Origin of the sequence: Nonomuraea thailandensis, from assembly GCF_024172165.1 — a bacterium.
GTDB lineage: Bacteria > Actinomycetota > Actinomycetes > Streptosporangiales > Streptosporangiaceae > Nonomuraea > Nonomuraea thailandensis.
The window spans coordinates 4,342,900-4,369,039 of record NZ_JAMZEB010000002.1; the positions used below are offsets into that span (position 1 = coordinate 4,342,900).

Genomic DNA, 26,140 nt, shown 5'->3' on the forward strand with positions numbered 1-26,140 from the left:
TCGCCGGAAGTGTCAATACGGCACGTGCCGTGCCGCTAAAGTGGTGCCGTGCCAGACAACCGTGAAGCACGGGCCGCCGCGCGCACCGACATGATCATGCGGACCACGCTCGCCCTCGCCCAGGAGACCGGCTACGCCAAGCTCAGCATCGAGGCGGTCGCGGCCCGCGCCGGCGTCGGCAAGCACACGATCTACCGCCGCTGGCCCTCCAAGGGCCTGCTGTTCCTCGATTCGCTCCTGTCGCTGAACGAGCCCGCCCTCGACTACCCCGACACCGGCGACGTCATGGCCGACCTGCGCCGGCAGATCTACGCAGCGGTGGACCTGCTGACCGGCCCGCAGTGGGGTCCGCTCTACCAGGCCCTGGTGGGCGAGGCCCAGCACGATCCCGCGGTAGCCGCCGGCCTCGGCGAACGCTTCATCCGGCCGCAGACGGACAAGACCGTCGCCCGGCTCAGGGCGGCGCAGGAGCAGGGGCAGGTGGCGCCCGGCTTCGATCTCGACCTGGCGATGAGCATCCTGTCCGGCCCGCTGTACTTCAGGTTCCTGATCAGCCAGGAGCCGCTGACCCGCGACTACGTCGACCGGGTGCTCGATGCCCTGTTCGCCGGGATGGGCCCGCGCGGGCCCGCGGACGCCCCCGCATCCGCCTGATCCGCCCGGCGCCCCGGCTCAGGCGCCCGCGCGGCCGGACTGGGTCCGGTACCAGCCGAGCGAGCCCGTGAGCCTGGCGGCCAGGCGCGTGTCGCCCAGGCTGCGGGCCGCTTCCAGGGCCGCGCGCAGGTTGGCGGCCTCGGCGTCCAGCCTGCGCACCCAGTGGTGCCGGGCGGGCCCGCTCCGGTACGCCCGCGCGCACTCGGCGAGCTGCGTGTAGTAGACGGCGTACCGGCGCAGGACGGGCTCGCGCTCACCGGCCTCGCCCAGCCGCTCCAGCGCGTACGCCGCCACGGACTCCAGCAGGCGGTACCGGTCCCCCGCCCGCACCACCAGCGACCGGTCCACCAGCCGGCCCAGCAGATCCACCACGTCGGCGGGATCGAGGTCCTGCGGAACCTGCGGCCCGGCGTCGCCCGGCGGGCCGCCGGGGATCGGGCCGGGGACGGCGCACACCCGTTCCGCGGCCTCCAGCGTGCAGCCGCCCGCCTGCACGGCCAGGCGGCGCAGCACCACGCGTTCGGGCTCGGTCAGCAGCTCCCAGCTCCAGTCGATCGCCGCCCTGAGGGTCCGCTGGTGCGCGGGGCCGGACCGGCGCCCGGCCGACAGCAGGCGGAACCGGTCGTCGAGCCGCCCGGCCAGGACGCGCACGCCCAGCGACCGCACCCGGGCCGCGGCCAGTTCCAGCGCCAGCGGGATGCCGTCGAGCCGGCGGCAGATCGACTCGACCACCCCGGCGTCCAGGACGAGGCCCGGCTCGTTCTCGGCGGCGCGCAGGACGAACAGCCGCGCCGCCGCGGCGGCGTCCAGCGGCGGGACCTGCCGCACGACCTCGCCGGCCAGACCGAGCGGCTCCCTGCTGGTGGCCAGCACGCGGGTGCCGGGCCCTGTGCGCAGCAGCAGCTCGGCGAGCTTGGCCACCGCCTCGACGACGTGCTCGCAGTTGTCCAGCACCAGCAGCGTCCGCCGGGAGGCGAGGGCCGCGGCGACCCGTTCGCCCTGGTCGGCCGCCCCGCCGTCGTCGCGCAGGCCGAGCGCCGCCGCGACCGCGTCGGCCACGTCGGGCGGCGACCCCGCGGGCACCCCCGACAGCTCCACCAGGTACGCCCCGCCGTCGAACCCTCCGGCCAGCCGCCGGGCGGCCTCCAGCGCGAGCCGGCTCTTGCCCACACCTCCCGCGCCGGTGAGCGTCACGAGCCGCGCCGTGCCGGGCAACGCGACCAGCTCGGCCAGCGCCTCGTCCCGGCCCACGAGCTCGGTGAGCGGCTCGGGCAGCCGGGCGGGCACCGGCGCCGGGGCACGCGGCGGGCGGCGCAGGCCGGGGCTCTGCTCCAGGATCGCCTGGTGCAGGGCGACGATCTCGGGGCCGGGGTCGAGGCCCAGCTCGTCGCGCAGGCGTCCGCGCAGGGCGCGGTAGACCTCCAGCGCGTCGGCCTGCCGCCCCGACCGGTAGAGGGCCCGCATGAGCAGCGCGTGGAACCGTTCCCGCGCGGGATGCTGCGCCGCGAGCTCGGTCAGCTCGCCGACCTGGGAGGCGTCCTGGCCGAGGTCCAGCCGCACGTCGGCGTAGTCCTCCAGGGCGGCCAGCCGCTGCTCCTCCAGCAGGAGCGCGGCCCCGCGCACCAGCGGCACGTCGGCGAAGTCGGCGAACGCGGGCCCGCGCCACCACGCCAGCGCCTCGGCCAGCAGCGCCGCCCGCTCCCCCGGCCCGGCGGCGGCCCTGGAGCGCTCGACGGCCTCCTGGAAGCGCCGCGCGTCGGTGTCACCGCCGACGACGTAGCCGGGCGGACGGGTGACGACCAGCTCCCTGCCTCCCGGCTCGGCCTCCTCCAGCGCCCTGCGCAGCTGCGACACCCTGGCCCGCAGCGCGCCCAGCGGCCTGCCCGGCGGCTGCGGCCCCCACAGGCCCTCGATCAGCCGCCCGGCCGGCACGGCGCGTCCGTGGTGGGCGAGCAGGCAGGCCAGCAGCGCACGGACCTTCAGCTCGGGCACGCGCACGGCTCCGCCGTCGTCCGTGCTCGCCTCCAGCGGCCCCAGTATGGCGAAGCGCATGGATCTCACCCTAAGCAGTTCCGAATCAGATCCGAACGCCTGAGCGGCACGCTGATCGCATGACGACTGTGCAAACCCGCTCAGGGGCGCGCGCGTGGCTGGGGATGTCCGTGCTCTGCCTGGCCACGCTCCTGCTCGCCGTGGACAACACGGTGTTGATGCTGGCGCTCCCCCACCTGGCCGCCGACCTGGCTCCCAGCGCGACGGAGCTGTTGTGGATCACCGACGTGTACGGCTTCATGATCGCCGGTTTCATGATCACCATGGGCTCGCTGGGCGACCGGATCGGGCGGCGCAGGCTCCTGCTGATCGGCGCGGCGGCCTTCGGGGTGGCCTCGGCCGTGGCCGCGTACTCCACCACGACCACGATGCTGATCGCCGCCCGGGTGCTGCTGGGACTGTCCGGGGCCGCGCTCGGGCCGTCGGCCCTGGCGCTGGTGGCCGGGCTGTTTCCCGATGCCAGGCGGCGGGCCATGGCCATCGGCGTGTTCACCGCCTGCTTCATGGGCGGGGCGGCGGCCGGGCCCGTGATCGGCGGGCTGCTGCTGGAGAGCTTCTGGTGGGGCTCGGTGTTCCTGATGGGGGTGCCGATCATGGCGCTGGTGGTGGCGGGCGGCCTGGTGCTGCTGCCGGAGCCCGCCAGGGGTGCCGGCTCGGGCCGGCTCGACCTGGTCAGCGTGGTCATGTCGCTGGGGACGGTGCTGCCGCTGGTGTACGGGCTGAAGGAACTGGCCGCCGACCCCGCGCAGGTCTCCGCGTACGCGGCGCTCGGCGCCGGGCTGCTGTTCTGCGTGGCGTTCGTACGGCGCCAGGGCCGGCTCGCCGAGCCGCTGCTCGACCTGCGGCTGTTCGGCGATCGTTCGTTCACGGCGGCGCTGCTGATCCTGGCGGGCGCCATGGTGGTGCAGGGCGGCGTCTACCTGTTCATGAGCCAGCATCTGCAGCTCGTCGAGGGGCTCTCCCCGATGGTCGCCGGCCTGTGGATGGCGGTCCCGGCGGTGGGCCTGGTGGCCGGGTCCCTCGCCTCGCCGCTGCTCGTCGGGGTGCTCCGTCCCGGGCTGGTCGTGGGGGCGGGGCTGGTGGTCTCGGCGGCCGGCTTCGCCGTGGTCCTGGCGGGGAACGGGCTGGTGGCGCTGGTCGGGGGCGTCACGGTGGCGTTCCTCGGCATGGCGCCGGTGGGCGCCCTCGGGCTCGGGCTCATCGTCGGGGCGGCGCCGCCCGAGCGGGCGGGGTCGGCCTCGGCGATGGCGGAGAGCGGCGGCGAGCTGGGGATCGCGCTCGGCATCGCGCTGCTCGGCAGCGTGGGCGCGGCCGTGTACGGCGGCTCGGTGACCTCTGCGCAGGCGGGCGGCTCGCTGGGCGAGGCGCTCGACGCCGCCGCCGGCCTGCCGCCCGCCGCGGCCGCGCCCCTGGTGGCGGAGGCCCGGGCCGCGTTCGCCCAGGGGCTGCTCGCGGTCACGGCCGTCGGCACGGCCCTCGTGCTGGTCCTGGCCGTGCTCGCCCTGACGCTGCTGCGCCACGTACGCCCCATGGGCGAGCAGGGCCACCGCTGATCACAGGGCCAGATCGGTCACGTTCACACGCGGGAGGCAGGCCGGCCATGCCCGGCAGGCCGAGGTCGTTGATGCCGAAGTGCACCAGGACGTGCCTCGCCCCCGGCGTCGCCGGCGCGTCCCGGTCCAGGCGGGCCAGGGCGTGCTCGCCGATCTCGTCCACCAGCAGCCGGTTCCCCGCGATGCCCGGGTTGACCACCCAGCCGCGCTCCAGGCGCGAGTTGAGCACGTCCACCGAGCGCCGGCCGGCGCCCATCGTGCGCGGGTCACGCACCGCGCCTACCGGCTGGAGCATCCGCAGGCCGGCGTCATCGAGATGCACGGTGAGCTGCTGCCGCTGCCGGACGACCCGCCGCTGCGCCTGGACGTCTTCACCGTGGCCCCGGCTCGCCGTCCCAGGCCGCCCTGCGGCGTCTGGCGGTGACGAGCACGCGCCTGGCGTCGGACGGCTGCTGACTTATGTACGCTCGTACATATGAGACACGACGTGGACGGACGCACGATGCGCGAGCGGATGCTCGCCGGTGACCTGTACATCGCCGACGACCCGGAGCTGGCCGAGCACATGTCGCGGGCCATGGACCTGATGGAGGCGTTCAACGCGTCGTCGGCCCGCGATCCGCAGTTGCGGCACCGGCTGCTCACCGAGCTGCTGGGGGCGGTCGGCGAGGGCACGGTGATCCGGCCGCCGCTCCGGGTCGACTACGGCAGCCACCTGCGCATCGGAGCCCGGTCGTTCGCCAACTACGGTCTCGTCGCCCTGGACGTGGCGCCGATCACCATCGGCGACGACGTGCAGATCGGGTCGAACGTGCAGCTCATGACGCCGACGCACCCCGTCGATCCGGACCTGCGCCGGGCCAAGTGGGAGGCCGCCCGGCCGATCACCATCGGCGACAACGTGTGGCTGGGCAGCGGGGCGATCGTCCTGGCCGGGGTCACGGTCGGGGAGAACACCGTGGTCGGCGCCGGCGCGGTGGTCACCCGCGACCTGCCCGCGAACGTCGTCGCGGTCGGCAACCCCGCCCGCGTGATCCGCACGGTGGGGCCGGGCACCGGAGCCGGCACCGAGCCGGACACCGGGCCAGGCGCTGAGCCGGGCGCTGGGCCGGGCACCGGACCGGGTGCTGCGGGGGCGGGCAGCACGTGAGCGGGCCCGCCTCGCCGCGGCGGCCACGGCGGCACGACCCCGGGCGGCGGGACCGGCTGATCGACGCCGCGCTCGCCGTCATCGCCGAGCGCGGCGTCGCGGGCACGACGCACCGGGAGATCGCGCGGGCCGCCGACGTGCCGCTGGGCTCGATGACGTACCACTTCTCGTCGCTGGAGGAGGTGCTCGCCGAGGCGTTCACCCGGCACGCCGACGCGGTGGCGCGCGTCTTCGACGAGCGCCTGAGCACCGCCCGCGACCGCGGCGAGGCGACCGAGGCCGTCATCACGCTGGTGTCGGAGTACCTGCTCGGCTCGCAGCACGATCTCGTGCTCTCCGTGGAGCTGTACGTGGCCGCGGCCCGCAACCCGGCGTTACGGGCCGTCACCCAGGCCTGGATGGCCCGCAGCCGCCGGTCGCTGGAGCGTCACTTCGACGCCACCACCGCCAGGGAGCTCGACGCGCTCATCGAGGGGCTCGTCCTGCACAGCGCCCTGTCGACCGATCCGATGACGGCCGATCAGATCCGCCACGCCATCCTCCGGTACCTGCGCTGACGCGAGGGCCTCCGGCACCGGAGGCGTCAGGTGCCGGAGGCGTCGGGCGCCGACGGCGTCAAGGCGCCGGTGGCGAGGGCCTTGCTGGCCCGCCAGTCCGGCGCGAGCACGGACCAGACCTCCACGTCGTGCCGCTCACCCCGGTGCGGGTAGCTCTCGCGCAGCACGCCGTCCCTGGTCATGCCGAGCCGGCGGGCGACGGCGATGCTGGCCTGGTTGCCCGCCGCGACGAGCCACTCCACCCGGTGGATGCCGCGCTCCTCGACGGCCCAGTCGATGATCAGGCGGGCCGCCCGGGTGACGAGCCCCTTGCCCGCGGCGGCCGGCTCCAGCCAGCAGCCCGCCTCGGCGGTGCCCATCTTGACGTCCATCGTCCGGAAGAGGACCCCGCCGACCAGGGTGCCGTCCTTCCAGATGCCGTAGATGCGGGCCGTGTCGGCGGCGGCCTTGTCCGCGTACGCCTGGAGGAAGGCCCGGCTCGACGCCTCGTCCACGACCACGTCGGGCAGCGCGATGAACCGGCCGATGAACTCCCGCCCGCGGTCCATGTGGGCCAGGAACTCCCCGGCCCGCCACGGCTCCAGCGGGCGCAGCACCGCGCCGTCGTCTCCCAGGGAGGTCGCGAACATCAGGCAGCTCCACGGTCACAAAGGTGAGGATGGTCCTACGGGCAGGCCGTAGGCATCCCCCGTAGAGGCGACACAACGTACCAAAAGCCGTACACCGCTGTCATGGCAGGCCCGCCCGGGTCAGGACGGGGAGCCGGCTCAGGCCAGGACGGGGAAGTTGGCGCGCAGGACGCCGCGCGGGTCGCGGGCCCGCTTGATGTCCCGCAGCCGGGCGAGGTCCCGCTCGGCGAAGGCCGCCGCCGCCCGCTCGCCCGCCCCCAGCATCGTGTACGGCTTGCGCCCGCTGACCAGCGCCCCCAGGTCGTCGGCGAAGCGTTGCTGCCGGGCGCCCACGGCCGCGGACAGCTCCGGGTTGAGCGCCAGGCCGAGCAGGTAGAGCAGGTACGGCTCGGTCATCGGGCCGCTCGGCCCTCCACCGGGGCGGGTGGCGGCCAGCGCCCCGCCCACGTGCCTGACCTGCACGGCGAGCACCGGCTCCAGCGGCGTGTCCAGCAACGCCTTGGCCGCGGTGTCGTCCAGGCCGGTGAGCAGCTCGGCGCGGGAGCGGCCGGGCGCCGGGTCGGTGGGCTCGTCGGTGATCGCGCCCAGGTTCGCCACGGGCAGCGGGCCCCGCTTGTCGGCGATCACGTCCCCGATCCCGTCCAGGCGGGCGAGCAGCGCGCGGCCGTCGCCCTCCTCGCCGAGGAAGGCGACGTCCACGGCGACCATGGGCGGCGCCTGCGGGAACTGGAACCTGTTGAACCACACCGACAGCTCGTCCGGCGCCTCGGCGGTGATCTCGCGGAAGGCCTCGAACACCTCCCGGGTGCGGTGCCCGGGCCAGATCACCCGGCCCCCGTACAGGGCGGGCGCCGGGTGCAGGTCGAACTCGATCGCGGTGACCAGCGCGAAGTCGCCGCCGCCGCCCCGCAACGCCCAGAACAGGTCGGGGTCGGAGCTCTCGGTCACCGTGGCCGGCTCGCCGTCGGGCCCCACCACCTCGAACGCGCGCACGCTGTCGGCAGCGAAGCCGTACCTGCGGCCGAACCAGCTCAGGCCGCCGCCCAGCGTGTAGCCGGTCACGCTCACGACCGGGCTGCTGCCCGCCAGCCCGGTCAGGCCGAGCGGCCCGGTCTCGGCCAGCACCTCGCCCCACTTCACCCCGGCGCCCACCCTGGCCACCCGCTCCTCGCGGCGCACCTCCACGCCGCCCAGCCGCCCGGTGCGCAGCAGGATCACGCCCTCGGTGTCGCCGGACGCGCCGTGGCCGCTCGGCTGGGCGGTCACCGTCAGGCCGGTCCTGGCCGCGTACCGGGCCACGGCCGCCACGTCGGCGGCGTCCGCGGCCTCCACGACGGCGGCCACGGGCTGGCGCACGGACAGGTTCCACGCCTTGGCCGCCTGCTCGAAGCCGTCGTCGCCGGGGAGGGAAACCCGGCCTCGTACCGCCGCGCGCAGATCCGTGTTCGTCATGTCGTCCTCAGTCCTCATGTCATCGTCGGCCCCGGCCGTCCCGGGGCACGGATATGACGGATGCCGGCGGGGAAGTGTGACCGGGCCGCCGGAAATTTCTGGACACGGGGCTTGGCGGCTCGCCCGTTTTGCCGTCCTGACCTCCGGTGCGGCATATTGCGCCGGATGGAACGCCATCTGATCAGTCACCACGCCCACGCCGACCACCCCATCGCCGCCCCGGTCAGCGAGGACAACCTCGAGCGGCTGCTGGCCCGGGCGCGACCGCCGGCGCGGGCCCGCATCCTCGACCTGGGCTGTGGTGAGGCGCCGTGGCTGGTCAGGGCCCTGTCGCTCTACCCCGACGCGACGGCCGACGGGGTGGACCTCTCCGACACCGGGTTCGCCGCGGCCGTCGAGGAGGCCGAGCGCCGGGGGGTGTCCGACCGGCTGCGCCTGCACCACGGCGCGGCCGCCTCGTTCGCCGCCGAGGAGCCGTACGACCTGGTGTTGTGCGTGGGCGCCACGCACGCCTTCGGCGGCCTCGCGCCGACCCTGGACGCCGTGCGCGGCCACCTGCGTCCCTCCTCCGGGCTGGCCCTGGTCGGCGACGGGTTCTGGGAGCGCCCGCCCACACCCGAGCAGCTCGCCCGGCTCGGCGCCGAGCCCGGCGAGTACGCCGACCTGCCCGGGACGGTGGAGCGCGTGGAGAGCGCCGGATACGCCACCGTCTACGGTCACACCAGCACGCTCGCCGAGTGGGACGAGTACGAGTGGTCCTGGACCGGCACGCTCACCCGCTGGGCCCTCGACCACCCGGGCCCGGACGGCGAGGCCGCGCTGGCCGCCGCCCGCGAGCACCGCGACCTGTGGCTCGGCGGCTACCGCGGCGTCCTGGGCTTCGTCACGCTCCTGCTGCGCCAGACCTAGAGCGCTCCTGCCGCGCCGGACCGGCACCCTCCTGCCGCACCAGGCCCGGCACCCTCCTGCCGCGCCGGGCCTAGAGCAGGAACGCGGTGACCAGCTCGCGATAGGCGTCGGGCCGGTCGTGGGCGATGGCGTGGCCGGCGCCGTCGATCTCGCGGAGGACGGCGTGCGACAGCACCTCGGAGTACTGGCGGGCGACCTCGGGCGACAGGTAGTCGCACGTGCCGCGCAGCACCAGCACGGGCACGTGGACCCGGCGCAGCGCGGGCCGGGGATCGGCGGCCAGGCCGGCGTCGCGCGCGCTCATGACGTTGGCCCAGAACCCGCCCCCCGACGCCGGCAGCCGCAGCGGCCGTCCCTGGCATCCGGAGCTCAGGTCGATCCGGCCGACGAGGCCCTCGAACTCGCCGTCCATCGCGCCGTCCGGCAGCAGCGCGTGGGCGGTGCGGGGTCCCGTGATCTCCGTGAGCGCGGCGGCCAGCAGCATGCGCGGGTGGTGCTCCCACAGGGCCTGGGTCTGGTCACGCAGCCCGCTCTCCGTCAGCTGGCTGTCGCCGGGGAAGGCGGGACGCCACATGGTCCCCGGCGAGGCCACGACCGCGCGGGCCACCCGGCCGGGGTGGGCGGCCAGGTAGGCGGCGGTGAGCTGGGCGCCCCAGGAGACGCCGGCCAGCATGACGCGGTCGGCGCCGATCGCGGCCCTGACGGCGTCCAGGTCCGCGACGTGCCGGGCGAGGGTGTAGCCGCTGACGTCGGGCAGGCGGCTGGACAGGCCCGCGCCTACCTGGTGGTAGGCGTACACGTCGAAGCCCTCGGCGGCGAGCGCGGGCGCGAGCGGGGACGGCTCGGCGTCCGGGGCGCCGGGGCCGCCGTGCACGAGGATCACCGGCGTGTCCCGGCGCTCGCCCTGGGCGGGGGTGCGGGTGTAGGCGATGCGTGAGCCGGTCGGCAGGTCCCAGTAGCGGGTGCCCGGGCCGGCCACGATCGGCCGGGGCGGTGGGCCGCCGAACAGCAGGCCCGCCACGGGTACGGCCGCGACCGCCAGCTCCGCCGCGGCGACCGCGATCGGCACCCAGCGCCGTACCCGTGAGCTGGGCGCCCGCCGCAGCGCCGTCCGGCACAGCCACCAGACGGCGGCTGCCAGGGCCGATGCGGCCACGGCCAGCGCGACGTGCCGGTTGCCGGTGGCCGCGGCGACGGCCCACAGCGCGCCCAGCCCCACGACGAGCCCGATCGGGACGGTCAGGAGCATGAGCAGCCCGGCCGTTGCCTTCGCCCTCATCGCCTCTCCTGGGATCGGCGGTGGTGTGTGATCCAGCGTATGACGCGGGTGAAGGGAGTGCGCGCAGACCCGGCGGGCTGTCCTCGCTGCACGCGTCGTTCCCAGGTGGCCGGGGCCGGCGGTGCGGGTCAGTCACCAGGTGACGTGGAGGGCGGCCGGGCCGATGTCGACGCCGTCGCGGGCCCAGGTGAGGTCGCCGGCCGTGCCGAGCAGGCGCAGGCCGGGCAGCCGGCGGGCCAGGGCGGCGAGTGCGGCGCCCACCTCCAGGCGGGCGAGGGGCGCGCCGAGGCAGTGGTGCACGCCGTGCCCGAACACCAGGGACGGGCTGGAGCCTCGCCCCGCCACGAACGTGTCGGGGTCGGGGAAGTGCCGGGGGTCGCGGTGCGCGGCTTCGAGCCGGACCAGCACCAGGTCACCGGCGGCGATGGCGACGCCGGCCAGGTCGAGGTCGGTCTGGGCGAAGCGGGGGAAGGGCTCGCCGGTCAGCCCGGACTGCAGGCGCAGCACCTCTTCCACGACAGCACCCAGCCGCCCGTCCGCGCCCGGCGGCGTATCCACCGCACGCCGCCCGCCCGCGCCGGACGGCGTACCCACGGCACACCGCTCGCCCGCGCCGGACGGCGGTCCCTCCCCATCCAGCGCGCCCGTGACGTCGGTCAGGCGGTCCTCGGCGAGCAGCCGGAGGGTGGCGGTGGAGATGGCGTTGCGGGCCGAGAGGTAGCCGGCCGAGACGACGGTGGCGGCCATGGCGACCAGCTCGCCGTCGCCGAGCCGCCCGTCCTGCGTGTCCCGTACGGCGATCAGCGAGCTGAGCAGGTCGTCACCGGGAGCCGCCCGCCGCGCCTCGACCAGCGTGGCCGCGTACGCGGTCAGCTTCTCCCACGCCTCGCCGGCCCTGGCCAGCTCCTCCTCGTCGCCGAACACGAAGTCGGCGCCACCGGCCCCGGCCAGCTCCTCGACGTGCGCGCGATCACCGGCGTCCACGCCGAGCAGCTCCCCGATCACCGTGATCGACAGCGGCGCGGCCAGCCCCGCCACGAGGTCGGCGGGCGGCCCGGAGCCGGCGAGCGCGGCGACGTGCTCGTCCGCCACCCGCTCGACGCGGGCGCGCATGCCCTCGATCGCGCGCGGCCCGAACGCCTTCGACACCAGCCGCCGCAGCCGGGCGTGCGCCTCGCCGTCCTGGAACAGGGTCTCGTTGCCGGGGTGGGCGTCCCCGGGCGGCGCGAGGCCGAACCGGCGGTCGGACAGGACGGTCGCGACCGCGTCGTAGGAGGTCACGAGCCATGCCTCGCGGCCGTCGGGGGTTCGCACGCGGGCGACGGGGGCGATGTCCCGGAGCCGGGCGTACTCGGGCGGGGGTGTGAGGGGGCCGGGCCGGTCGAACGGGAGGATCATGCGCGCGCCTCTCGGAGTGGTGGTCGCGGTCGTCCGTCCCAGTCAAGACGTTGACGTCGCGTCAAGGTCAACCCGCGCGAGCCGGCGCTGGCGCGGCTCCCGGGTGTTGGGTAGCGTGCGGCGATGAGCTTCCGGCTGGCGGCGTACGCCGTGTGCATCGAGGACGGACGGGTGCTGCTCGCGCACCACGCGGGCCGGCACGGCGGCGAGCCGAACTGGACGCTTCCGGGCGGGAAGGTCGAGCACGGGGAGGACCCGTTCGACGCGGTCATCCGGGAGCTGGCCGAGGAGACCGGCTGCGACGGCGTGGTCGAACGCCTGCTGGGCGTGACTCGCGGGTGATCCCCGCCGCCGACCGGCCGCTGCCCGGCCTGCCCGAGCACCAGAACGTCGGCGTCTTCTACCAGGTCCGGATCACCGGTGGCCGGCTGCGGCCCGAGCCGGGCGGCGACATCGTGGAGTCGGTCTGGACCCCGATCCCCGGCATCGCGCGGCTGCGCCGGTCGTCGCTGGTGGACGTCGGCCTCGCGCTGGCCAGGAGCCTGCCCGCGACCGGCCATGTGGCTCCCGTCCCGGTCGGCGGCCTGATCCGGCACTGACGGTCCCGGCTCGGCTGCCGAGGGAAAACGCTTTGCCGGAGGATCGGCCCGGCTGGCAGGATCCGGTTCTCGTGAGCGTGAACTCCGAGGTGCCGACCGGTCCCGTGCCCGTTCCCGAGGTGATCGCCGCGCTGGCGCGGGGCGAGAGCGTCACCCCGGTGTGGCGCAACGAGCTGGGCGGGCTGACGTTCCGCCTCGACGCCCCGGGCGGCGCCACCCGGTACGCCAAGTGGGTCGCCGCGGGCACCCCGGAGATCGACCTGGGCGGGGAGGCCGCGCGGCTGGCGTGGGCCGGCCGATGGGTGAAGGTGCCGCCGGTGCTCGATCACGGCAAGGACGCCGGCGGCGAGTGGCTGGTGACGGCGGCCGTGCCCGGGGTGTCGGCGGTGGATCCGCGCTGGGCCGCCGAGCCGGCCGTCGCGGCGGCTGCGATCGGCCGGGGGCTGCGCCTGCTGCACGACGCTCTGCCGGTGGCGGGGTGCCCGTTCGACTGGGGCGTGGAGCGGCGGCTGCGGCGCGCCGACGAGCGCATCGCCGACGGCGAGGGGCCGGCCGACTGGGCGCCCGAGCACCGGCACCTCGGCCTGGCCGAGACCCGGGCCCGGCTCGGCGACCCGCCGCCGGTCGACCGGCTGGTCGTCTGCCACGGCGACGCGTGCGTGCCGAACACGCTGCTGCACGACGACGGCACGTTCGCCGCGCACGTCGATCTCGGCTCGCTCGGCCTGGCCGACCGCTGGGCGGACCTGGCGGTGGCCGCGTGGAGCACGGAATACGACTTCGGGCCTGGCCATGACGCTCACCTGTACGAGGGGTACGGGATCGAGCCGGACGAGGAGCGCATCGCGTACTACCGGCTGTTGTGGGACGTCGCGTGAGGCCGGTCAGGCGTCCGACGGGGTGATGTTGAAGTTGTCGCGGAAGACGTTGGCCGGGTCGTAGCGGCGCTTGAGCGCGCGCAGCCTGCTCAGCGTGGGCTCGGGGTAGGCCTCCTGGACGCGCTCGGGGCGCAGGTCGGTCTCGAAGTTGATGTACTGGCCGGAGAAGTGGTGCAGCATGCCGTCCCACGCCTCGTCGAGGGCGCGGCGGCCGGGGCCGAACGCCACGAGCGAGAATCCGGCCGAGCGGCCCGCGTACGCGGTCGCGTCCGCGGGAACGTCGGAGGCGGCGCCGCCGGCGGCGCGGACCTGGAAGAAGTACGTGCGCCCGCTCGCGACGAGCCGCGCGGCCGCGGCGGCGAGCTCCGGGGTGAGGTGGTCGGCGAGCCCGGCCCTGGTCACCGGCTCGCCCTGGGCGTCGTGCGGGCCGTGCGGCACGTGCATGATCGCCTCGTACGGCAGCACCTGGATCGAGTGGTCCAGCAGCGGGGCCGTGGCGGCGATCGGCTGCAGCCGGCTGATGATGGTCTCGACGTCGCCGGAGTGCACGACCGCCATGATCTGGGCGACGATCGGCTGACCGGGGCGGGCCTGGCCGATGATGAGCGAGCTCGTGAGGTCGCGCGGGGCGGCCTCCATCGCGGCGCCCCAGCGCTGGAGGAAGCCCGCCGTGTCGGTGGCGTCCACCACGAGCTGGGCGAAGCCGACCTCGCCGCCCTCGTGCGCCTCGAACTCGAAGGCCGTGACGATGCCGAAGTTCGCCCCGGCGCCGCGGACGGCCCAGAACAGGTCGGCGTTCTCCTCGTCGTCCGCGTGCACCTGGCTGCCGTCGGCCAGCACCATGTCCACGGCGCGCAGGCGGTCGATGGTCAGGCCGTGCTCGCGGACGAACCAGCCGATGCCGCCCGCGGTGGCCAGCCCTCCGACGCCCACGCCGCCGTAGTCGCCGGAGGTGAGCGCCCAGCCGTACGGAGCGAGTGTGGCGGCGACGTCGCCCCAGCGCGCGCCCGGTCCGACGCGGACGCGGCGGGTGGCCTTGTCGAGCACCTCGATGGCGCTGAGCCGGGACACGTCGATGACGATGCCGCCGTTGCTGGTGGAGCGGCCGCTGATGCCGTGCCCGCCGCTGCGGACGGACAGCTTCACGGGCTGGGTGCGGGCGAAGCGCACGGCCTGGCTCACCTCGGCCGGCGTGCCGGGCCGCAGGACCAGCCCCGGGGATCCGCCGCGCAGGTACGTGGAGCGGACGCGCGCGAAGGCCGCGTCTCCCGGTTCGACGGCCGACTCGGCGAGGGCGGCGGGAACGGCGTCGTAGTCGATGCCCTCGCGGCGGTGGCGGCGCACGAACAGGGCGCGGAGGGCGGGGCGGGTCGCCTCTCCCCTGGCGGCGCGCAGGGCGGGGGCCACCTCGGCGGCGAAGCGGCGCAGGGTCTGCTCGTCGTCGGTGGCGAGGATGACCGTGCTGACGCCGTCGTCCCTGATCAGGGGGAGCAGGTCGGCCGCCCATCGCTCCGGCGGTGCGGTGGGAGCGAGGTGGACGAGGCGGTGGACCTCGCGCGGGTCCCGCCCCTCGGCCCGGGCCGCCTCGTCGATCACGGCGCCGGCCGCCGCGAGCTCGTCGCGGACGTCGTCCCAGGTGAGCGCCGGGCCGTTGGCGGGGCCGGGCGCGGTGAGCGGCGAACCGTCGGCGGGGCCGGGCGCGGTGAGCAGCCAGCCGTCGGCCTTGGCGGCGGCCAGGCGCAGGGCCTGCGGATGGGTGCCGGCGGCGAGCCAGACCGGGATGTTGTGCGCCGGCGCGGGGCCGCGTTCGGCGCCCGCCAGGCGGTGGTGCCGCCCGTCGAGGCGCAGGGGCGAGCGCACGTTCACCGCCCAGATGCCGCGGATGACGTCCAGCGCCTCGGACGTCGCCGCGACGGCGGGAGCCGGGCGCAGGGCCAGCTCGACGCGGCCGTCCGACAGCAGGTCGAGGCCGGCGGCGGCGCGTGCCACGACCGCGGGGTTGACGGCCTCCCCGACCGGGCCCGCCAGCAGGCGGATGCGGCTGGTCCGGGCGGCGACCCAGCTCAGCAGCGTCCAGGGGTCGATCCCGCCGGGCGAGTCCCGGAAGGACACCACGTCGTAGCCGAGCTCCTCGCTCAGCCGCGCCCGCTCCACCGCGGCCTGCGGCCGATCGGCCTCGGGCGTGAGCAGCACGCCGAACCGCAGCGGGTGACCGTGGTCCACGGTCATCGCCCCGCTTCCCGGCCGGCCCGCTCGACGGCCACGAGCTCCCGCACCCCCGGCGCGACCTGCTCGCCGAACGTGCGGATGACGGCCGCGTCGTCGGCCATGAGGATGTAGCCGGAGAAGCCGTACTCCAGGGTCAGCACCGCGAGCTGCTCGGCCCACTGCTCGGGCGGCCCGGACAGGAACCGGTCACCGGCCGCGCCGAAGCGCCCGGTGATGTTGAGCAGGCGGCGGACGGCGGCGGGCTCACGCCCGGCCTCCGCCGCGGCGGCGTCGATGGTCGCGTTGGCCTCGGCGAGCTGGTCCAGGCTCTGGATGTAGGGCAGCGAGGGCAGCCAGCCGTCGGCCTTGGCGCCGGTCAGGCGGAGCATCTTCGGCTTGTACGCGCCCAGCCAGATCCCGATGTCGTGCGCCGGGGCGGGCCCGCGCTTGGCCCCGTCGACCTGGTAGTACGTGCCGTCCACGCGCAGGCGTGCCCGGTTGCCCGCGTCCCAGACGCCGCGGATGACGTCGATGGCCTCGCTGAGCGCGTCCACGGCCTGGCCGGGGCTGAGCCGGCGGCCGCCCATGGCCTCGATGGCGTCCCAGAAGCCCCCCGCGCCGAGACCCAGCTCGAACCGGCCGCCGCTCAGCAGGTCGAGGCTGGCCGCGGCCCTGGCGAGCACGGCGGGCGGGCGGAGCGGCAGGTTGATCACGTTGCCCGACAGGCGGATGCGCTCCGTCCTGGCGGCGACGTACGACAGCAGCGTCCAGGTGTCGAGGAAGGCCGCCTGGTAGGGGTGGTCCTGGAAGGTCACCAGGTCGAGCCCGGCGGCCTCGGACTCCTGGGCCAGCGCGACGACCTCCTTCGGCGAGGCGTTCGCCGGCGTGATGAAGGACCCGAACGTCAGGTCGTGCCCGTAGTCAGGCATGGTGTGTTCCTCCTCCGCCCGAGCAAGGCAGATATGTTGTGCAGCAGACTATCTCTGCGGCAGACGAGTTGCACAACAGCCAATTGCGCACGGGCATTCCACGCGTATGCAAGGAGTTCGGGATAGCGGCTCAGCGGCCGTCGGAGAGCAGTTCCTCGGCCACGTCACAGGGGTCGGCGACCGGGTCGATGTCGCGTACGTCGCAGGCGACCCGCCATAGCAGTTTCCTGAACGTGTCGCGCTCGGCCGCGTCGAGCGCGCCCAGCAGGCCGTCCTCGGCGTCGCGCACGCGCCGCTCCAGCTCCCGGAACGCGCGCTCGCCCTCGGCGGTCGCCACGATCCGGCGCTGCCGGCGATCGGCCGGGTTGAGCCGGCGCTCCACCAGGCCGGCCTCGACGAGGTCGTCGAGCAGGTACGTCAGCACGGTGCGGTCGATGCCCAGGTGGGCGGCCAGGGCGAGCTGCGTCGGATGCTCTCCGCCCACCACGGCGGCGAGCGTCTGGTAGCCGCGCGGGCCGTGCGGCAGGTCGCCGATCACGGTGACGACCGTGCTCTGGTAGGCGCGCAGCAGCACGCCGAGCGTCCAGCCGAGGTTGTCGCCGCCGGGGGCGTCTCCTGGCCGGTCGGTGCTCATAGGCGCATCATATCCAGGCGTCCGGGACAGGCTTCCCTGCGCCTGGCGAGACCGGCTGATCGCGCGGCGGGCGCGGGACCTGACGCCGGCCGGCGCCGCGCCCGGGTGCCTGCCGGGCGGCCCCCTGCGGGACGGCCCTTCACCCGCCGCGTCATAACGGGGTGGAGGCGCTGACCTGCCGCAGGAAGGCGAGGCCGTCGAACTCGTCGGCCAGGACCGTCGGCATGAAGCTGAACGCGGCGGTCAGCCGCACGGCCATGCCGCCGAAGGCACGCAGGTGGTTGGCCTGCGCCAGCCAGGCAGCCACGGGCTCGGGACGGTCGCCGCCGCGCAGGTCGACCAGGTAGTCGCCGGGGCGGGCCGCGGCCAGGCGCGCCGCCACGTGCCGCGGCGTGTCGACCGGCGGGACGCGGAAGAGCGCCGGCGGCCTGCCACGTACCAGCCTGCCGAACCGCCGCCGGTGGGCGCGGAACCTCCCGTGGCCGAACAGCACGCCGAGCGCGTAGTACGCCTCGCCGAACTCCCTGGCCAGGTGCATCCCCATCGCGGGCACGGCGCCGCCGCTGTGGGACCTCTTCATGACGTGGCCGTTGTGCGCCCACAGGGCCACCTTGGCGCCGGGTTCGGCCAGCAGCCGGGCGGCGTTCTCCGCCATGTGGCGGTCGCGGGCGACGCCGAGGGTCCGCATCGGGTCGGCGTGGGTGAACGGCCTGCTCGCCACGTCGGCGTACTGCCGCAGGATCCGGGCGTGCTCACGCGCCTCGGCCGGTCCGTGCGCGGCCACGTGCTCCTCCAGGCGGCGCGCGTCCGCCTCGACCTGCCGGTCCAGCGGCTGCCACGGCTGCCGGAGGCCCGTACGGTCGAGGACGCCGAGCGGGTCGAGCAGGGGCGCGGCGGCCTCACCCAGGCAGTCGCGCAGGGCCTGCAGCGCCATCCCCGGATACTGCGGGTCGATCCCGACGAACCGGACGGGCCGCGCGGCGGTGCGGTTGTGCTCGCGCAGCCGTTCGAGCACCGTCAGCATCTCCGCGGTGTTCAGCGTCCAGAAGCCCAGGCCCGCCAGCGCCTCGCGGGGGTCGCCCGGACCGCCGCCGACGTACGCGTCCACGGCGCGCGCCGCGGCGGCGCTGGCCTCGATCGCGAGGATCGTGAAGCCGAGCTCCTTGACGAGGAATTCCGTCAGCCGCCATCTGAGCAGGAAGAACTCCGCACTGCCGTGCGTGGCCTCGCCGAGCCCCACCAGGCGCACGCCCTGGAGCGTGTCGCGCAGCGGGCCCAGCTCCGCCAGGCCAGAGCCCGGGTCGAGGCTTCCGATCGGCACGGCCCGGCCGGCCAGCCAGGCTGTCACGTCGTCCGGCATGTTCTCCCTCGGGTCGGGGCCGTGGCGGGGACGGCGGCGGTCAGGTCTCGGCCGGCAGCCGCAACGCGATGACGGCGATGTCGTCCAGCCCCGTGGTGGGCAGCCCGCTGAGCAGATTGTCGCAGAAGGCGTCGATCGGCTCGTCCGCCAGCGAGCCCGCCAGCCTGCGCAGCCGCTCCAGCCCCCGGTCCAGGTGCTCACCCGAACGCTCGACGAGACCGTCCGTGTACAGCAGTAACGTGCTGCGCGGCGGCAGCGGCAGCACCTCGGACGAGCACGGGTGCTCGTGGCGGAAGCCCAGCAGAGGGCTGACCGCGCCGTTCAGGAAGCAGCTGTCGCCCTCGGCGGTGACCAGGAGCGGCGGAGGGTGCCCGGCCACGGCGTAGTGGACCTGGTGGCCGCCGTCGACCTTCTCCACGCGGGCGAGCGCGCACGTCGCCGTCACGTCGCCGGACAGCGACTCCATCGCCAGGTTGAGCCGGGTGAGGATCTCCCCGGGAGGTTCGCAGCGGTCCATGGCCAGGGCGCGCAGCATGTTGCGCAGCTGGCTCATGGTGACCGCGGCGCCCAGGTCGTGCCCGGCCACGTCGCCGATGGCCACCACGGTGACCCCGTCGGGCAGGACGAACGAGTCGTACCAGTCGCCGCCGACCTCCGCCGCCGACGGGCTCGCCTGGTAGCGGGCCGTGATCTCCAGGTCGGGCAGGGTCGGCGGCTCGGCCAGCAGGCTGTGCTGCAGGGCTAGGGCCACCTGCTGCGCGCGCTGGAAGCGGATGGCGTTGCTCAGCGCGTCGTGCGCGTGGTCGAAGATCTCGCCGAGCAGCTCGATGTCGTCCCAGCCGATCGGCGAGCGGTCCTCGCAGGTCACGGCGCTGACGACGGCGGGCACCGCGCCGTCCACCACGACCGGGAGCGTCAGCAGGCTGTTGGCGTCGTTGGCCACCAGCCACGCCTGGAACTCCGCCGACGCGAGATTGCTCGGCGGAGAGCCGTTCGGGAAGATCTTCAGGATGGGGCGCCGCTGCTGGACGGCCTTGACCAGGGTGTTGTCGGCGGGCAGATGCTCCTCCCCGTACGGCGGCAGCCGCCGCAGGCCCGAGCGGGCGGCGGTGGCCAGGCGCTCGACCACGAACGGCACCCCGACCTGCCTGATGGAGGTGAGGTCGGTGACGAGGTGGACGCCGCAGCCGTCGGCCAGCTCCGGCACGATCACGTCCGCCAGCGCGCCGAGCATGTCCGGCAGGCTCGTCAGGTCGGCCGTGGCCGCGGTGGCACGGTCCAGCACCTGCTGGCGCCGCCGGTCACGCCACTGCTGCTCGATGTCGCTGCAGGTGCCCACCCACTCCACGACCTGGCCGTTGTCGCGGATCGGCACGGCCTGCGCCCGGAAGTGCCGGTAACAGCCGTCGGCGGTCCGCAGCCGGTAGACCTGCTCCCAGATGTCCGCGCCGCCGTTGACCGCCCGCCACCACGCCTGCATCGTCGGCTCGCGATCGTCCGGATGCAGCATCTCCTGCCAGCCGTGGCCACGGAACTCCTCCCACGGCTGGCCGGTCACCCGCTGCCAGCTCGGGCTCGGCTCGATGACCTCGCCCTCGGCCCCCGCCACCCAGATGATCTCCGCGCTGACGCGCATCAGGCTCTCGTAGCGCCGCAGGATGCGGCTGCGCTCGTCGGCGATCGCCCGGAACTCCTGCGTCGCGTTGATCTGCTCGGTGACCTCCGTCGTCACCACCAGCACGCCGTGCTCGCCCGACTCCAGGGAGACCCGCGACAGGCTGGAGGTGAAGAACCGCTCCTCCTCCTGGTCGCCCGCGGCCATGCTCGACGGAGCCGCGGTGAGCACGACGGGCTCGCCCGTCGCGTACACCTCGTCGAACAGCCGGCCGTAACGTCTCTGTACGAATTCGGCAAAGGCCTTCTCCAGCGGGAGCCCCCTCGGTCTCTCGCCGAACTGTGCCCGGTACATGGCATTGGTGTAGAGCAACCGGTGGTCGGGGCCGCTGGTGACGGCCACTCCCACCGGTGCGGGATCCAGCACTTCGAACGCCAGGCCGCAGCGCGAGCCGTCCCTGGCCATGGTGACCTCCCCCCGATGGTCACACCTCTCGCCTCTGATACCCCTCATCGGCGAGCGGGAACGCGATCAGGCCCGGAAGCCGGTGCGAGCACCCGCCTCCAGGCCTGGTCGAGCGGGGTCAGGGCTTCAGCGTGCCGCGGTAGCCGACCGGGCCTTCGCCCTTGAACTGGGCCGAGCCCATGAACCGGTTACCGTCCTCGAAGAACGTGATCGACCCGTTGCCCTGCGGGCTCGCCCACGACACCTGGGTGCCGGTGCCGGGCATGCCGGCGTTGGGGACGACCTCGGCCCGGTTGTTGATGACGATCGTCAGGTCCGTGTCGTCGTGCCACTCGGCGTTGGGTCCGCCCCACTGGATCTGAGTCCTGTACGTGGCCATGCGCGACTCCCTCCCACGTCGTTGCGGGTGATGGCAGCCTGACTATCCAGCGCCCGCGGGCGGGGGTCAATCGCGCCACCGGGCGGCGGGCGCATTTGACACCGGCCCTAACGCGCGGCGCGGCGGCGGGTCGGCCGCTGAGCCCGGCAGACGGTCGCCCGCCTGGCCGGTTGTGGCCATCAAGCGGCGGGACCCAAACGAACCGCGGCGGGACCCGTGGGCGGCCCCGCCGCGGAGCCGCTGTCAGAGGCAGGCGAGCCGCACCGGGCCGGCCACCATGGCCTGGTCCCCCGTCGTGTTGCCCCTGCCGGTGTCGGTGATCTCCACCATCGCCAGGCCGCCGGTGATGGTGACGGGTGCCGGGGCCGCGACCCAGGTGCCCTGGCGCATGCGCTGGTCGAGGGTGAACTCCGCGACCGTGCGGGCGTCCTGGTCGAAGCCGTCGGTGACGGTGTACCAGACCCGCTGGCCCGCGAAGCCGGTCTTCGGCACGTACACCTTCACGTGGCACACGTGCCGCCCGTCCAGCCCGGTCGTGAAGCGCCACTGGAAGCTGTTGCTGGGATGGGTGGCCCTGCCCGGGTCGTACGTCAGCGCGGAGAACAGGAAGCCGTCGCCGCAGCCCGCGCCCGTCCAGCCGGGAGCGCTGGCGTCCTTCCAGCCGTCCCGGCCCGGCACGCCGTCGATGCGCACGCTCCTGCGCGCGTCGCGCGGGCAGCCGGGCCCCGCCACCGCCACGAACGCGGGGCCGGCGGAGCCGGTCGCCGAGGGCCGCGGCTCGGGGCGGCCCGGCCGCAGCGAGGTGATGGTGACCGCGTCCTGGCGGCCCGCGACCGAGACGGCCATGGGCACCTGGTTCTGGTAGACCAGCAGCGCCGTGGGCACCGCGATCTGGGCGAGCACGCCGAGGATGACCCAGGTCTTGATGGAGGTGCGCCTGGGCTCGGCCGGAGGCGGCTCCGGGGCCGGGCCCATGCGCGGGAACTCCACCGTCTCGTACACGCGGTCGCTGTGGCGTACGCGCAGCATCGCGTCGGCCACGTGCCACTTCCTGGTCCACTCGGCGCGGTCGCCGCCGCACGCGGTCACGTACGCCTGCGTGACCGCCAGGCTCGGCAGCTCCTCCCCCGACACCGCCGCCCGCAGCTCGGCCGCCGTGAGCCCGGTCCTGCGTCTCATCGCGCGCCGGCCAGGAGCGCCCGCCGCCGACCGCAGCTCGCGCAGCCCGCGGGCGAACTCCTTGCGCGGGTCGGGCGCCGCCGGCCGCGCGTGCCGCCCCCGAGGCCTGCGCGGTAACTCACGGAGCGTGTCCCTGCTCGTCATCGTGCCCCCCAGCGATCGTGTCGGTCCGAGTGGTCACGGGCAGGAGAGCCGGACGGGGCCGGCGGCCATGGCCTGGTTGCCCGTGCTGTTGCCGCGGCCGGTGTCGGTGATCTCGACGATCACCAGGCCGCTCGTGACGACCAGGGGAACCGGCGCCGGAACCCACTGGCCCTGCCGCACGCCCTGGTCGAGGGTGAACTCCCCGACCGTGCGGGCCTCCTCGTCGAAGCCGTCGCTGACCGTGTACCAGACGCGCTGGCCGGCCAGCTTCGACCTCGGGACGTAGACCGTCAGCGTGCAGTGGTGCGCGCCGCGCAGGCCGGTGGTGAAGCGCCACTGGAAGGAGTTGCGCGGATTGGCCGCTCCTCGCGGCTTCAGCTCCGAGAACAGGAAGCTGTCGCCGCAGCCCGCGCCGGTCCAGCCGGACGCGGCGGCGTCCTTCCAGCCGTCCCGGCCCGGCATGCCGTCGATGCGCACGCTGCGCGAGGTGTCGCGCGGGCAGCTCGGCCCGGCGACGGCGGTGAAGGCCGGGCGGTCGGCCTTGGCTGACTGCTTCTCGCCGCCGCCGGTGGTCGAGATGGCGCGGAACAGCAGGTCGTCCCGCAACGCCCCGGCCGTGGCCAGCCCGGTCACGCCGACCGCGACGAGCAGCGCCGAGAGCTTGACGACGCCGGCGTTCAGCCGCATCCGCCGCGGGCGGCGCGCGGGCGACGGGCGCGCGGGAGCCTCGCCGTCGCCGGCCTGGTTGTCCAGCTCCTCCCGCAGCGCGTTCCACTTCCTGGCCCACGCGTCCTGGTCGCCGCCGCACGCCCCCACGTACGCCTTCGTGACAGCCAGGCTCGGCAGCCGGTCCCCCGACGCGGCCGCGGACAGTGCCGACGACGAATATCCGGCCTTACGCTCCATGGCCCGGTAACTCGGGTTGCCCGCCGCCATCCGCAGGTCGCGTAATCCCTGCGCGAACTCCTGGAGCGGGCCGGGCGGGACCGGTCGTTCCCGCCTGCCTCGGGTGGTGGTGTCCTGATGGATCATCGTGCCCCCTGACGTGATGAAGCTGTCGGCCCCTATTCGTGGCTGCGCGCCCGGCGGACTGATCCTTTGCGTTCCGGAATTGACCCTGACCAGACAGCTCCCGTCCGAAATCCGCACGACGGCGGGGCGGCCCCTGGTTCGGGGCCGCCCCGCGCGGCGATCCGGAGCTCCCGGCTATCGCCGCCTGACCTTGCCGAGCACGTCCACGACCGGCTCGTTGCAGGTGTTGACGTACCGGACGATCACCGTGTACTTGACGCCCCTCTTCAGGAAGTCCGTGGGGTACCTGAGGCGGTCCTCCAGCACCGTGTTCTTGGCGACGCGGGGCTGCGGACGCAGGACCTCGGTGTCCTTCCGCGACAGGAACACGAAGTTGACCGTGCTGAGCCTCTTCAGCTTGTTGCCCGACGGGGCCAGGAACGAGTTCCGGCCGAGGACGAGCGTGCGGCCCAGGTTGTCGCCGCCGATGAAGTTCGTCGGCGTGAAGCGGCCCTTACGAACCGTCGTGCCGAACAGGCGGACGTTACCGGGGACGCGGCAGAACTGCCGCTGCAGCTCCGGCCGGAAGTACCGCTCCGGCTCCCTGAACGAGCCGAAGCCCCTGCGCTGGCTGCCCGGCTGCCGCTTGACGATCCAGTCCACGAAGTTGATCCCGGCCTCGCGCAGCACCTTCTCGACCGTTTCCGGAACGCGCTTGCCGGCGCTGGTCGTGCTGGGCAGCTGCTGGGTCAGGTCCTCGGAGGGCACGACGCCCTCTCCGGTCGGGAGCTGGGGCAGCGTGGTGTTGGGCTGGGTGGAGGTGTTGCCGTTGTTCTTGTTGCGGTCGAGCAGCTTCTTCAGTGCCTCCTGGGTGAGCTGCTTGCCCAGGTCCTTGCCGAGGTCCTTGAAGAAGTCGCCGAACCCGCCGGAGCTGGAGCCGCTGCTCCCGCTGCCGGGCTGGGGCTGCGTGAGCCCGAAGTCGAACGAGCTGCCACCGGACGAGCCGCCGAAGCCGAACGGGTCGTCCACTTGCGCCTGCGCCGGTGCCGCGATGAGGCCGCTGCCGGCCAGCACACCGCCGGCCGCCAGGCCGGCCACCGCAAGACGAAGCTTCGAAGGTGCTCTCACCTTGGTTCCCCTCTCATGGTGACGCGATTCGGTGGGTGTGGTCCTGCCGAAGCGCGTCGGAATGTTTCCAGCGACTTCCTGATTACGGGGCCCGGCGATGACCATCCAGGTGAGGACGTTGTCCAGCGCCGCAAACCGATGTCCACCCGGGGTCCGCGCCGTCACCGCTGGTCGCCGGGGCGGGCCGCGTCGCGGCCGGTCGCGGCGGCCGTCACGGGGACGGCTGTCCACCCGGCCGTGGCCCCCGGCCGGACACCCGCCTGCTCCGCGCGGTCCGCCCCCGAGGGCTCGGCGTGGCTGCCGGCTGCCCTCTTTCGCGCGAATCGGGACGGTCGGGGCTCCATCAGGCGCGCTCTGCGTGGATCGGGGCGCGTGCGGCTCCTCCGGGCGTGCTTCACGCGGATCGGGCGCGTGCGGCTTGGCAGGGCGTGCCTGGCGCGAATCGGGGCGCGTGCGGGGCTCGGCCGGGCGTACATGGCGCGGGGCGAGCTTGCGGATCGCCGGAGGTCGTGCGGGCGTACGGGATCCGGGCACAGCGGCGTGCCTGGGCCGCCCGTGCCGAGTCCGGGCACAGCCGCACGCCCGTGTGGCCGTGTGGCCGTGTGGCCGTGTAGCCGTGTGGCCGGAGCGGGGGCCGGGCGAGGTGTGGACGGCCGAAGCACGGCGCGGAAGCGGGGGACGGCATGGAAAAGGGGTCGTGCCCGGGTTTCGGAGGAAACCCGGGCACGACCCCCGGTGGGACTTCAGTGGTGGAGACTCAGCACTTGTTACGCAACATCGCGGCATCCTGCTCGAACCGGATCTTGTTCCCCGCCTGCCCCCGCTTGGCGGCGACCCTGCCGAAGGTCTCCAGCCGCTTGGCGGCCGGCTCGTAGTTGGCGCTGGTCAGCGACTGCTTCTTGGCCAGCGCCGCCTGGGTGCCCAGGTTGACCTCGTCGGCGATGTCGTTGATGTTGCCCGGCCGCATGAACGCCACGTCGATCAACGCCGCCTGCACCGCCCGGGGCAGCTTGTCGAAGCTCTCGATGCCGCGCCGCGTGACCAGCTCCTTGGCCTCCTCGTACGAGACCTCGAACAGCGCGTTCACCTGCTCCTCCGTCAGCTCGGTCACCCCGGCCTTGAGGTCGTCGAACGCCTTGCCGGACTTGATGTCGTCCTGCTCGGACGGCGGGGTGGTCTCGTTCAGGATGCGGTTGACGATGGTCCGCGCGTCGCCGCGGTTCAGGTTGAAGCCGATCCCGATGGTGGTGATCTTGCGGCTCTTGCCCGCCTTGGTCTTCTCACCGGCGTCGTACGCCTTGGTCCGCACCCCCTCACGCTTGATCAGCATCTGCTTGACGCTGCCCTTGTAGATCGTGGTGAACGGGCAGCGGGCCTGCTCCTCGGTGAGCTCCGTGGTGGCCTGGACGTCGCCGTCCGCCGTCTCCCCGGTGCCCTCCTCGATCTCGTCGGTGCCGACCCCGGCGACGCCCGCGTCGGTCTCGTCGGTGTCGCCGCTCTCCTCGGTGCCGTCAGGCTCCGTGGTGTCATCGGTGTCGGTGTCGTCCGTCACCTCGGTGCCGTCGGTCTGCTCGACGTCGGAGTCGGCGCCGCCGTCGGTTTCGGTGCCGGTGTCGTCGTCGGACTCGGTGGTGGTCTCGTCGTCGCCCGTCTCCGTGGACGAGTCGTCGGACTCCGCGGGATCGTCGGCCTCGTCCGCGACGCTGATCTCCTCGGAGTCGGCGTCCTGCGCCGACTCGTCGTCCTTGGCGGTGGTGGCGAGGGCGTTCTTCTGCGCCGCCGCCTCCTCCACCATGGTCACGTCCGGGTCGTCGGTCTCCTGCCCGGCCGTGGCGACCCCTATGGTGAGCCCCGTTCCGCCGAGCGCCAGCACGCCGGCCAGGGCGGCGTACGTGATGCGTCGCCGTGAGCGAATATGCATTGAGTGCCTCCGTGAGGGACTTGGTCCGTCGGACCTTCCTGAAGGCCTTGCTATTGC

The 26,140-nt window shown here is 74.4% G+C and carries 23 protein-coding genes and 1 pseudogene; 9 read left to right on the forward strand and 15 right to left on the reverse strand.

Features of this window, described 5'->3' with window-relative positions:
• Positions 1 to 48 precede the first annotated feature (48 nt).
• A complete protein-coding gene (locus HD597_RS23530; RefSeq protein ID WP_253744853.1) occupies positions 49 to 654 on the forward strand; it encodes a TetR/AcrR family transcriptional regulator in 606 nt (201 codons plus the stop codon).
• Positions 655 to 672: 18 nt separating this feature from the next.
• Here HD597_RS23530 and HD597_RS23535 read toward each other — a convergent pair whose 3' ends face one another.
• Positions 673 to 2,706 carry an AfsR/SARP family transcriptional regulator gene (locus HD597_RS23535; RefSeq protein WP_253744854.1) on the reverse strand — a complete coding sequence of 678 codons (2,034 nt, stop codon included), beginning with the start codon at positions 2,704 to 2,706 and terminating at the stop codon, positions 673 to 675.
• Between the two features lie 59 nt (positions 2,707 to 2,765).
• Here HD597_RS23535 and HD597_RS23540 point away from each other — a divergent pair, with 59 nt between their 5' ends.
• The 4 genes and pseudogenes from HD597_RS23540 to HD597_RS23555 all read left to right on the forward strand — a co-directional run bounded on the left by HD597_RS23540 (position 2,766) and on the right by HD597_RS23555 (position 5,966).
• On the forward strand, positions 2,766 to 4,259 hold the full coding sequence (locus HD597_RS23540) for an MFS transporter (RefSeq protein ID WP_253744855.1): 1,494 nt from the start codon (positions 2,766 to 2,768) through the stop codon (positions 4,257 to 4,259).
• A 91-nt stretch (positions 4,260 to 4,350) separates the two neighbouring features.
• Entirely contained in the window at positions 4,351 to 4,683 is a 333-nt protein-coding gene (locus tag HD597_RS23545; RefSeq protein WP_253744856.1) for a hypothetical protein, read from the forward strand.
• 90 nt (positions 4,684 to 4,773) lie between these two features.
• A pseudogene (locus tag HD597_RS23550) lies at positions 4,774 to 5,304 on the forward strand (sugar O-acetyltransferase); the annotation flags it as partial.
• A gap of 101 nt (positions 5,305 to 5,405) precedes the next feature.
• The gene (locus HD597_RS23555; protein ID WP_253744857.1) at positions 5,406 to 5,966 is read left to right on the forward strand and encodes a TetR/AcrR family transcriptional regulator; all 561 of its coding nucleotides are present in this window, start codon (positions 5,406 to 5,408) and stop codon (positions 5,964 to 5,966) included.
• 26 nt (positions 5,967 to 5,992) lie between these two features.
• Here the strand turns inward: HD597_RS23555 and HD597_RS23560 are convergent, their stop codons facing one another.
• Together HD597_RS23560 and HD597_RS23565 are read right to left on the reverse strand one after the other, a co-directional pair.
• Complete coding sequence (locus HD597_RS23560; protein ID WP_253744858.1) at positions 5,993 to 6,595, reverse strand: GNAT family N-acetyltransferase; 603 nt, start codon at positions 6,593 to 6,595, stop codon at positions 5,993 to 5,995.
• A 138-nt stretch (positions 6,596 to 6,733) separates the two neighbouring features.
• Entirely contained in the window at positions 6,734 to 8,047 is a 1,314-nt protein-coding gene (locus HD597_RS23565) for an FAD-binding oxidoreductase (RefSeq protein ID WP_253744859.1), read from the reverse strand.
• Positions 8,048 to 8,212: 165 nt separating this feature from the next.
• Here HD597_RS23565 and HD597_RS23570 point away from each other — a divergent pair, with 165 nt between their 5' ends.
• A complete protein-coding gene (locus tag HD597_RS23570; protein ID WP_253744860.1) occupies positions 8,213 to 8,956 on the forward strand; it encodes an SAM-dependent methyltransferase in 744 nt (247 codons plus the stop codon).
• Between the two features lie 70 nt (positions 8,957 to 9,026).
• Here the strand turns inward: HD597_RS23570 and HD597_RS23575 are convergent, their stop codons facing one another.
• Positions 9,027 to 10,235 (reverse strand): alpha/beta fold hydrolase, encoded by a 1,209-nt coding sequence (locus tag HD597_RS23575; protein WP_253744861.1) that lies wholly within the window; start codon positions 10,233 to 10,235, stop codon positions 9,027 to 9,029.
• Between the two features lie 132 nt (positions 10,236 to 10,367).
• Positions 10,368 to 11,633 carry a cytochrome P450 gene (locus tag HD597_RS23580; RefSeq protein ID WP_253744862.1) on the reverse strand — a complete coding sequence of 422 codons (1,266 nt, stop codon included), beginning with the start codon at positions 11,631 to 11,633 and terminating at the stop codon, positions 10,368 to 10,370.
• A gap of 123 nt (positions 11,634 to 11,756) precedes the next feature.
• On the opposite strand from HD597_RS23580, the gene HD597_RS23585 reads away from it, so the two are divergent.
• From HD597_RS23585 to HD597_RS23595, 3 genes are all read left to right on the forward strand, one after another.
• Positions 11,757 to 11,975: an NUDIX hydrolase gene (locus HD597_RS23585; RefSeq protein ID WP_253744863.1), complete on the forward strand. Its 219-nt coding sequence runs from the start codon at positions 11,757 to 11,759 to the stop codon at positions 11,973 to 11,975.
• The gene (locus HD597_RS23590; RefSeq protein ID WP_253744864.1) at positions 11,972 to 12,232 is read left to right on the forward strand and encodes a hypothetical protein; all 261 of its coding nucleotides are present in this window, start codon (positions 11,972 to 11,974) and stop codon (positions 12,230 to 12,232) included. The genes HD597_RS23585 and HD597_RS23590 overlap by 4 nt, the downstream gene beginning before the upstream one ends.
• 71 nt (positions 12,233 to 12,303) lie before the next feature.
• On the forward strand, positions 12,304 to 13,110 hold the full coding sequence (locus HD597_RS23595) for an aminoglycoside 3'-phosphotransferase (protein WP_253744865.1): 807 nt from the start codon (positions 12,304 to 12,306) through the stop codon (positions 13,108 to 13,110).
• Between the two features lie 6 nt (positions 13,111 to 13,116).
• Here HD597_RS23595 and HD597_RS23600 read toward each other — a convergent pair whose 3' ends face one another.
• The 10 genes from HD597_RS23600 to HD597_RS23645 form a co-directional block, all read right to left on the reverse strand.
• Complete coding sequence (locus HD597_RS23600) at positions 13,117 to 15,339, reverse strand: LLM class flavin-dependent oxidoreductase (protein WP_253744866.1); 2,223 nt, start codon at positions 15,337 to 15,339, stop codon at positions 13,117 to 13,119.
• Positions 15,336 to 16,247 carry an LLM class flavin-dependent oxidoreductase gene (locus HD597_RS23605; RefSeq protein WP_308210685.1) on the reverse strand — a complete coding sequence of 304 codons (912 nt, stop codon included), beginning with the start codon at positions 16,245 to 16,247 and terminating at the stop codon, positions 15,336 to 15,338. The genes HD597_RS23600 and HD597_RS23605 overlap by 4 nt, the downstream gene beginning before the upstream one ends.
• A gap of 130 nt (positions 16,248 to 16,377) precedes the next feature.
• Positions 16,378 to 16,881, reverse strand: coding sequence for a MarR family winged helix-turn-helix transcriptional regulator (locus tag HD597_RS23610; RefSeq protein ID WP_253744867.1), 504 nt, complete (start codon positions 16,879 to 16,881; stop codon positions 16,378 to 16,380).
• A 151-nt stretch (positions 16,882 to 17,032) separates the two neighbouring features.
• Positions 17,033 to 18,241 carry an erythromycin esterase family protein gene (locus tag HD597_RS23615; protein WP_253744868.1) on the reverse strand — a complete coding sequence of 403 codons (1,209 nt, stop codon included), beginning with the start codon at positions 18,239 to 18,241 and terminating at the stop codon, positions 17,033 to 17,035.
• A 40-nt stretch (positions 18,242 to 18,281) separates the two neighbouring features.
• Positions 18,282 to 20,321, reverse strand: a complete 2,040-nt coding sequence (locus HD597_RS23620) for a SpoIIE family protein phosphatase (RefSeq protein ID WP_253744869.1) — start codon at positions 20,319 to 20,321, stop codon at positions 18,282 to 18,284.
• A 118-nt stretch (positions 20,322 to 20,439) separates the two neighbouring features.
• Positions 20,440 to 20,700: a hypothetical protein gene (locus tag HD597_RS23625; RefSeq protein WP_253744870.1), complete on the reverse strand. Its 261-nt coding sequence runs from the start codon at positions 20,698 to 20,700 to the stop codon at positions 20,440 to 20,442.
• A 243-nt stretch (positions 20,701 to 20,943) separates the two neighbouring features.
• Positions 20,944 to 22,023, reverse strand: a complete 1,080-nt coding sequence (locus tag HD597_RS23630) for a hypothetical protein (protein ID WP_253744871.1) — start codon at positions 22,021 to 22,023, stop codon at positions 20,944 to 20,946.
• A gap of 33 nt (positions 22,024 to 22,056) precedes the next feature.
• Positions 22,057 to 23,055, reverse strand: coding sequence for a hypothetical protein (locus HD597_RS23635; RefSeq protein ID WP_253744872.1), 999 nt, complete (start codon positions 23,053 to 23,055; stop codon positions 22,057 to 22,059).
• Between the two features lie 174 nt (positions 23,056 to 23,229).
• Positions 23,230 to 24,162 (reverse strand): hypothetical protein, encoded by a 933-nt coding sequence (locus HD597_RS23640; RefSeq protein ID WP_253744873.1) that lies wholly within the window; start codon positions 24,160 to 24,162, stop codon positions 23,230 to 23,232.
• A 757-nt stretch (positions 24,163 to 24,919) separates the two neighbouring features.
• The gene (locus HD597_RS23645) at positions 24,920 to 26,083 is read right to left on the reverse strand and encodes a lysozyme family protein (protein ID WP_253744874.1); all 1,164 of its coding nucleotides are present in this window, start codon (positions 26,081 to 26,083) and stop codon (positions 24,920 to 24,922) included.
• Positions 26,084 to 26,140 lie beyond the last annotated feature (57 nt).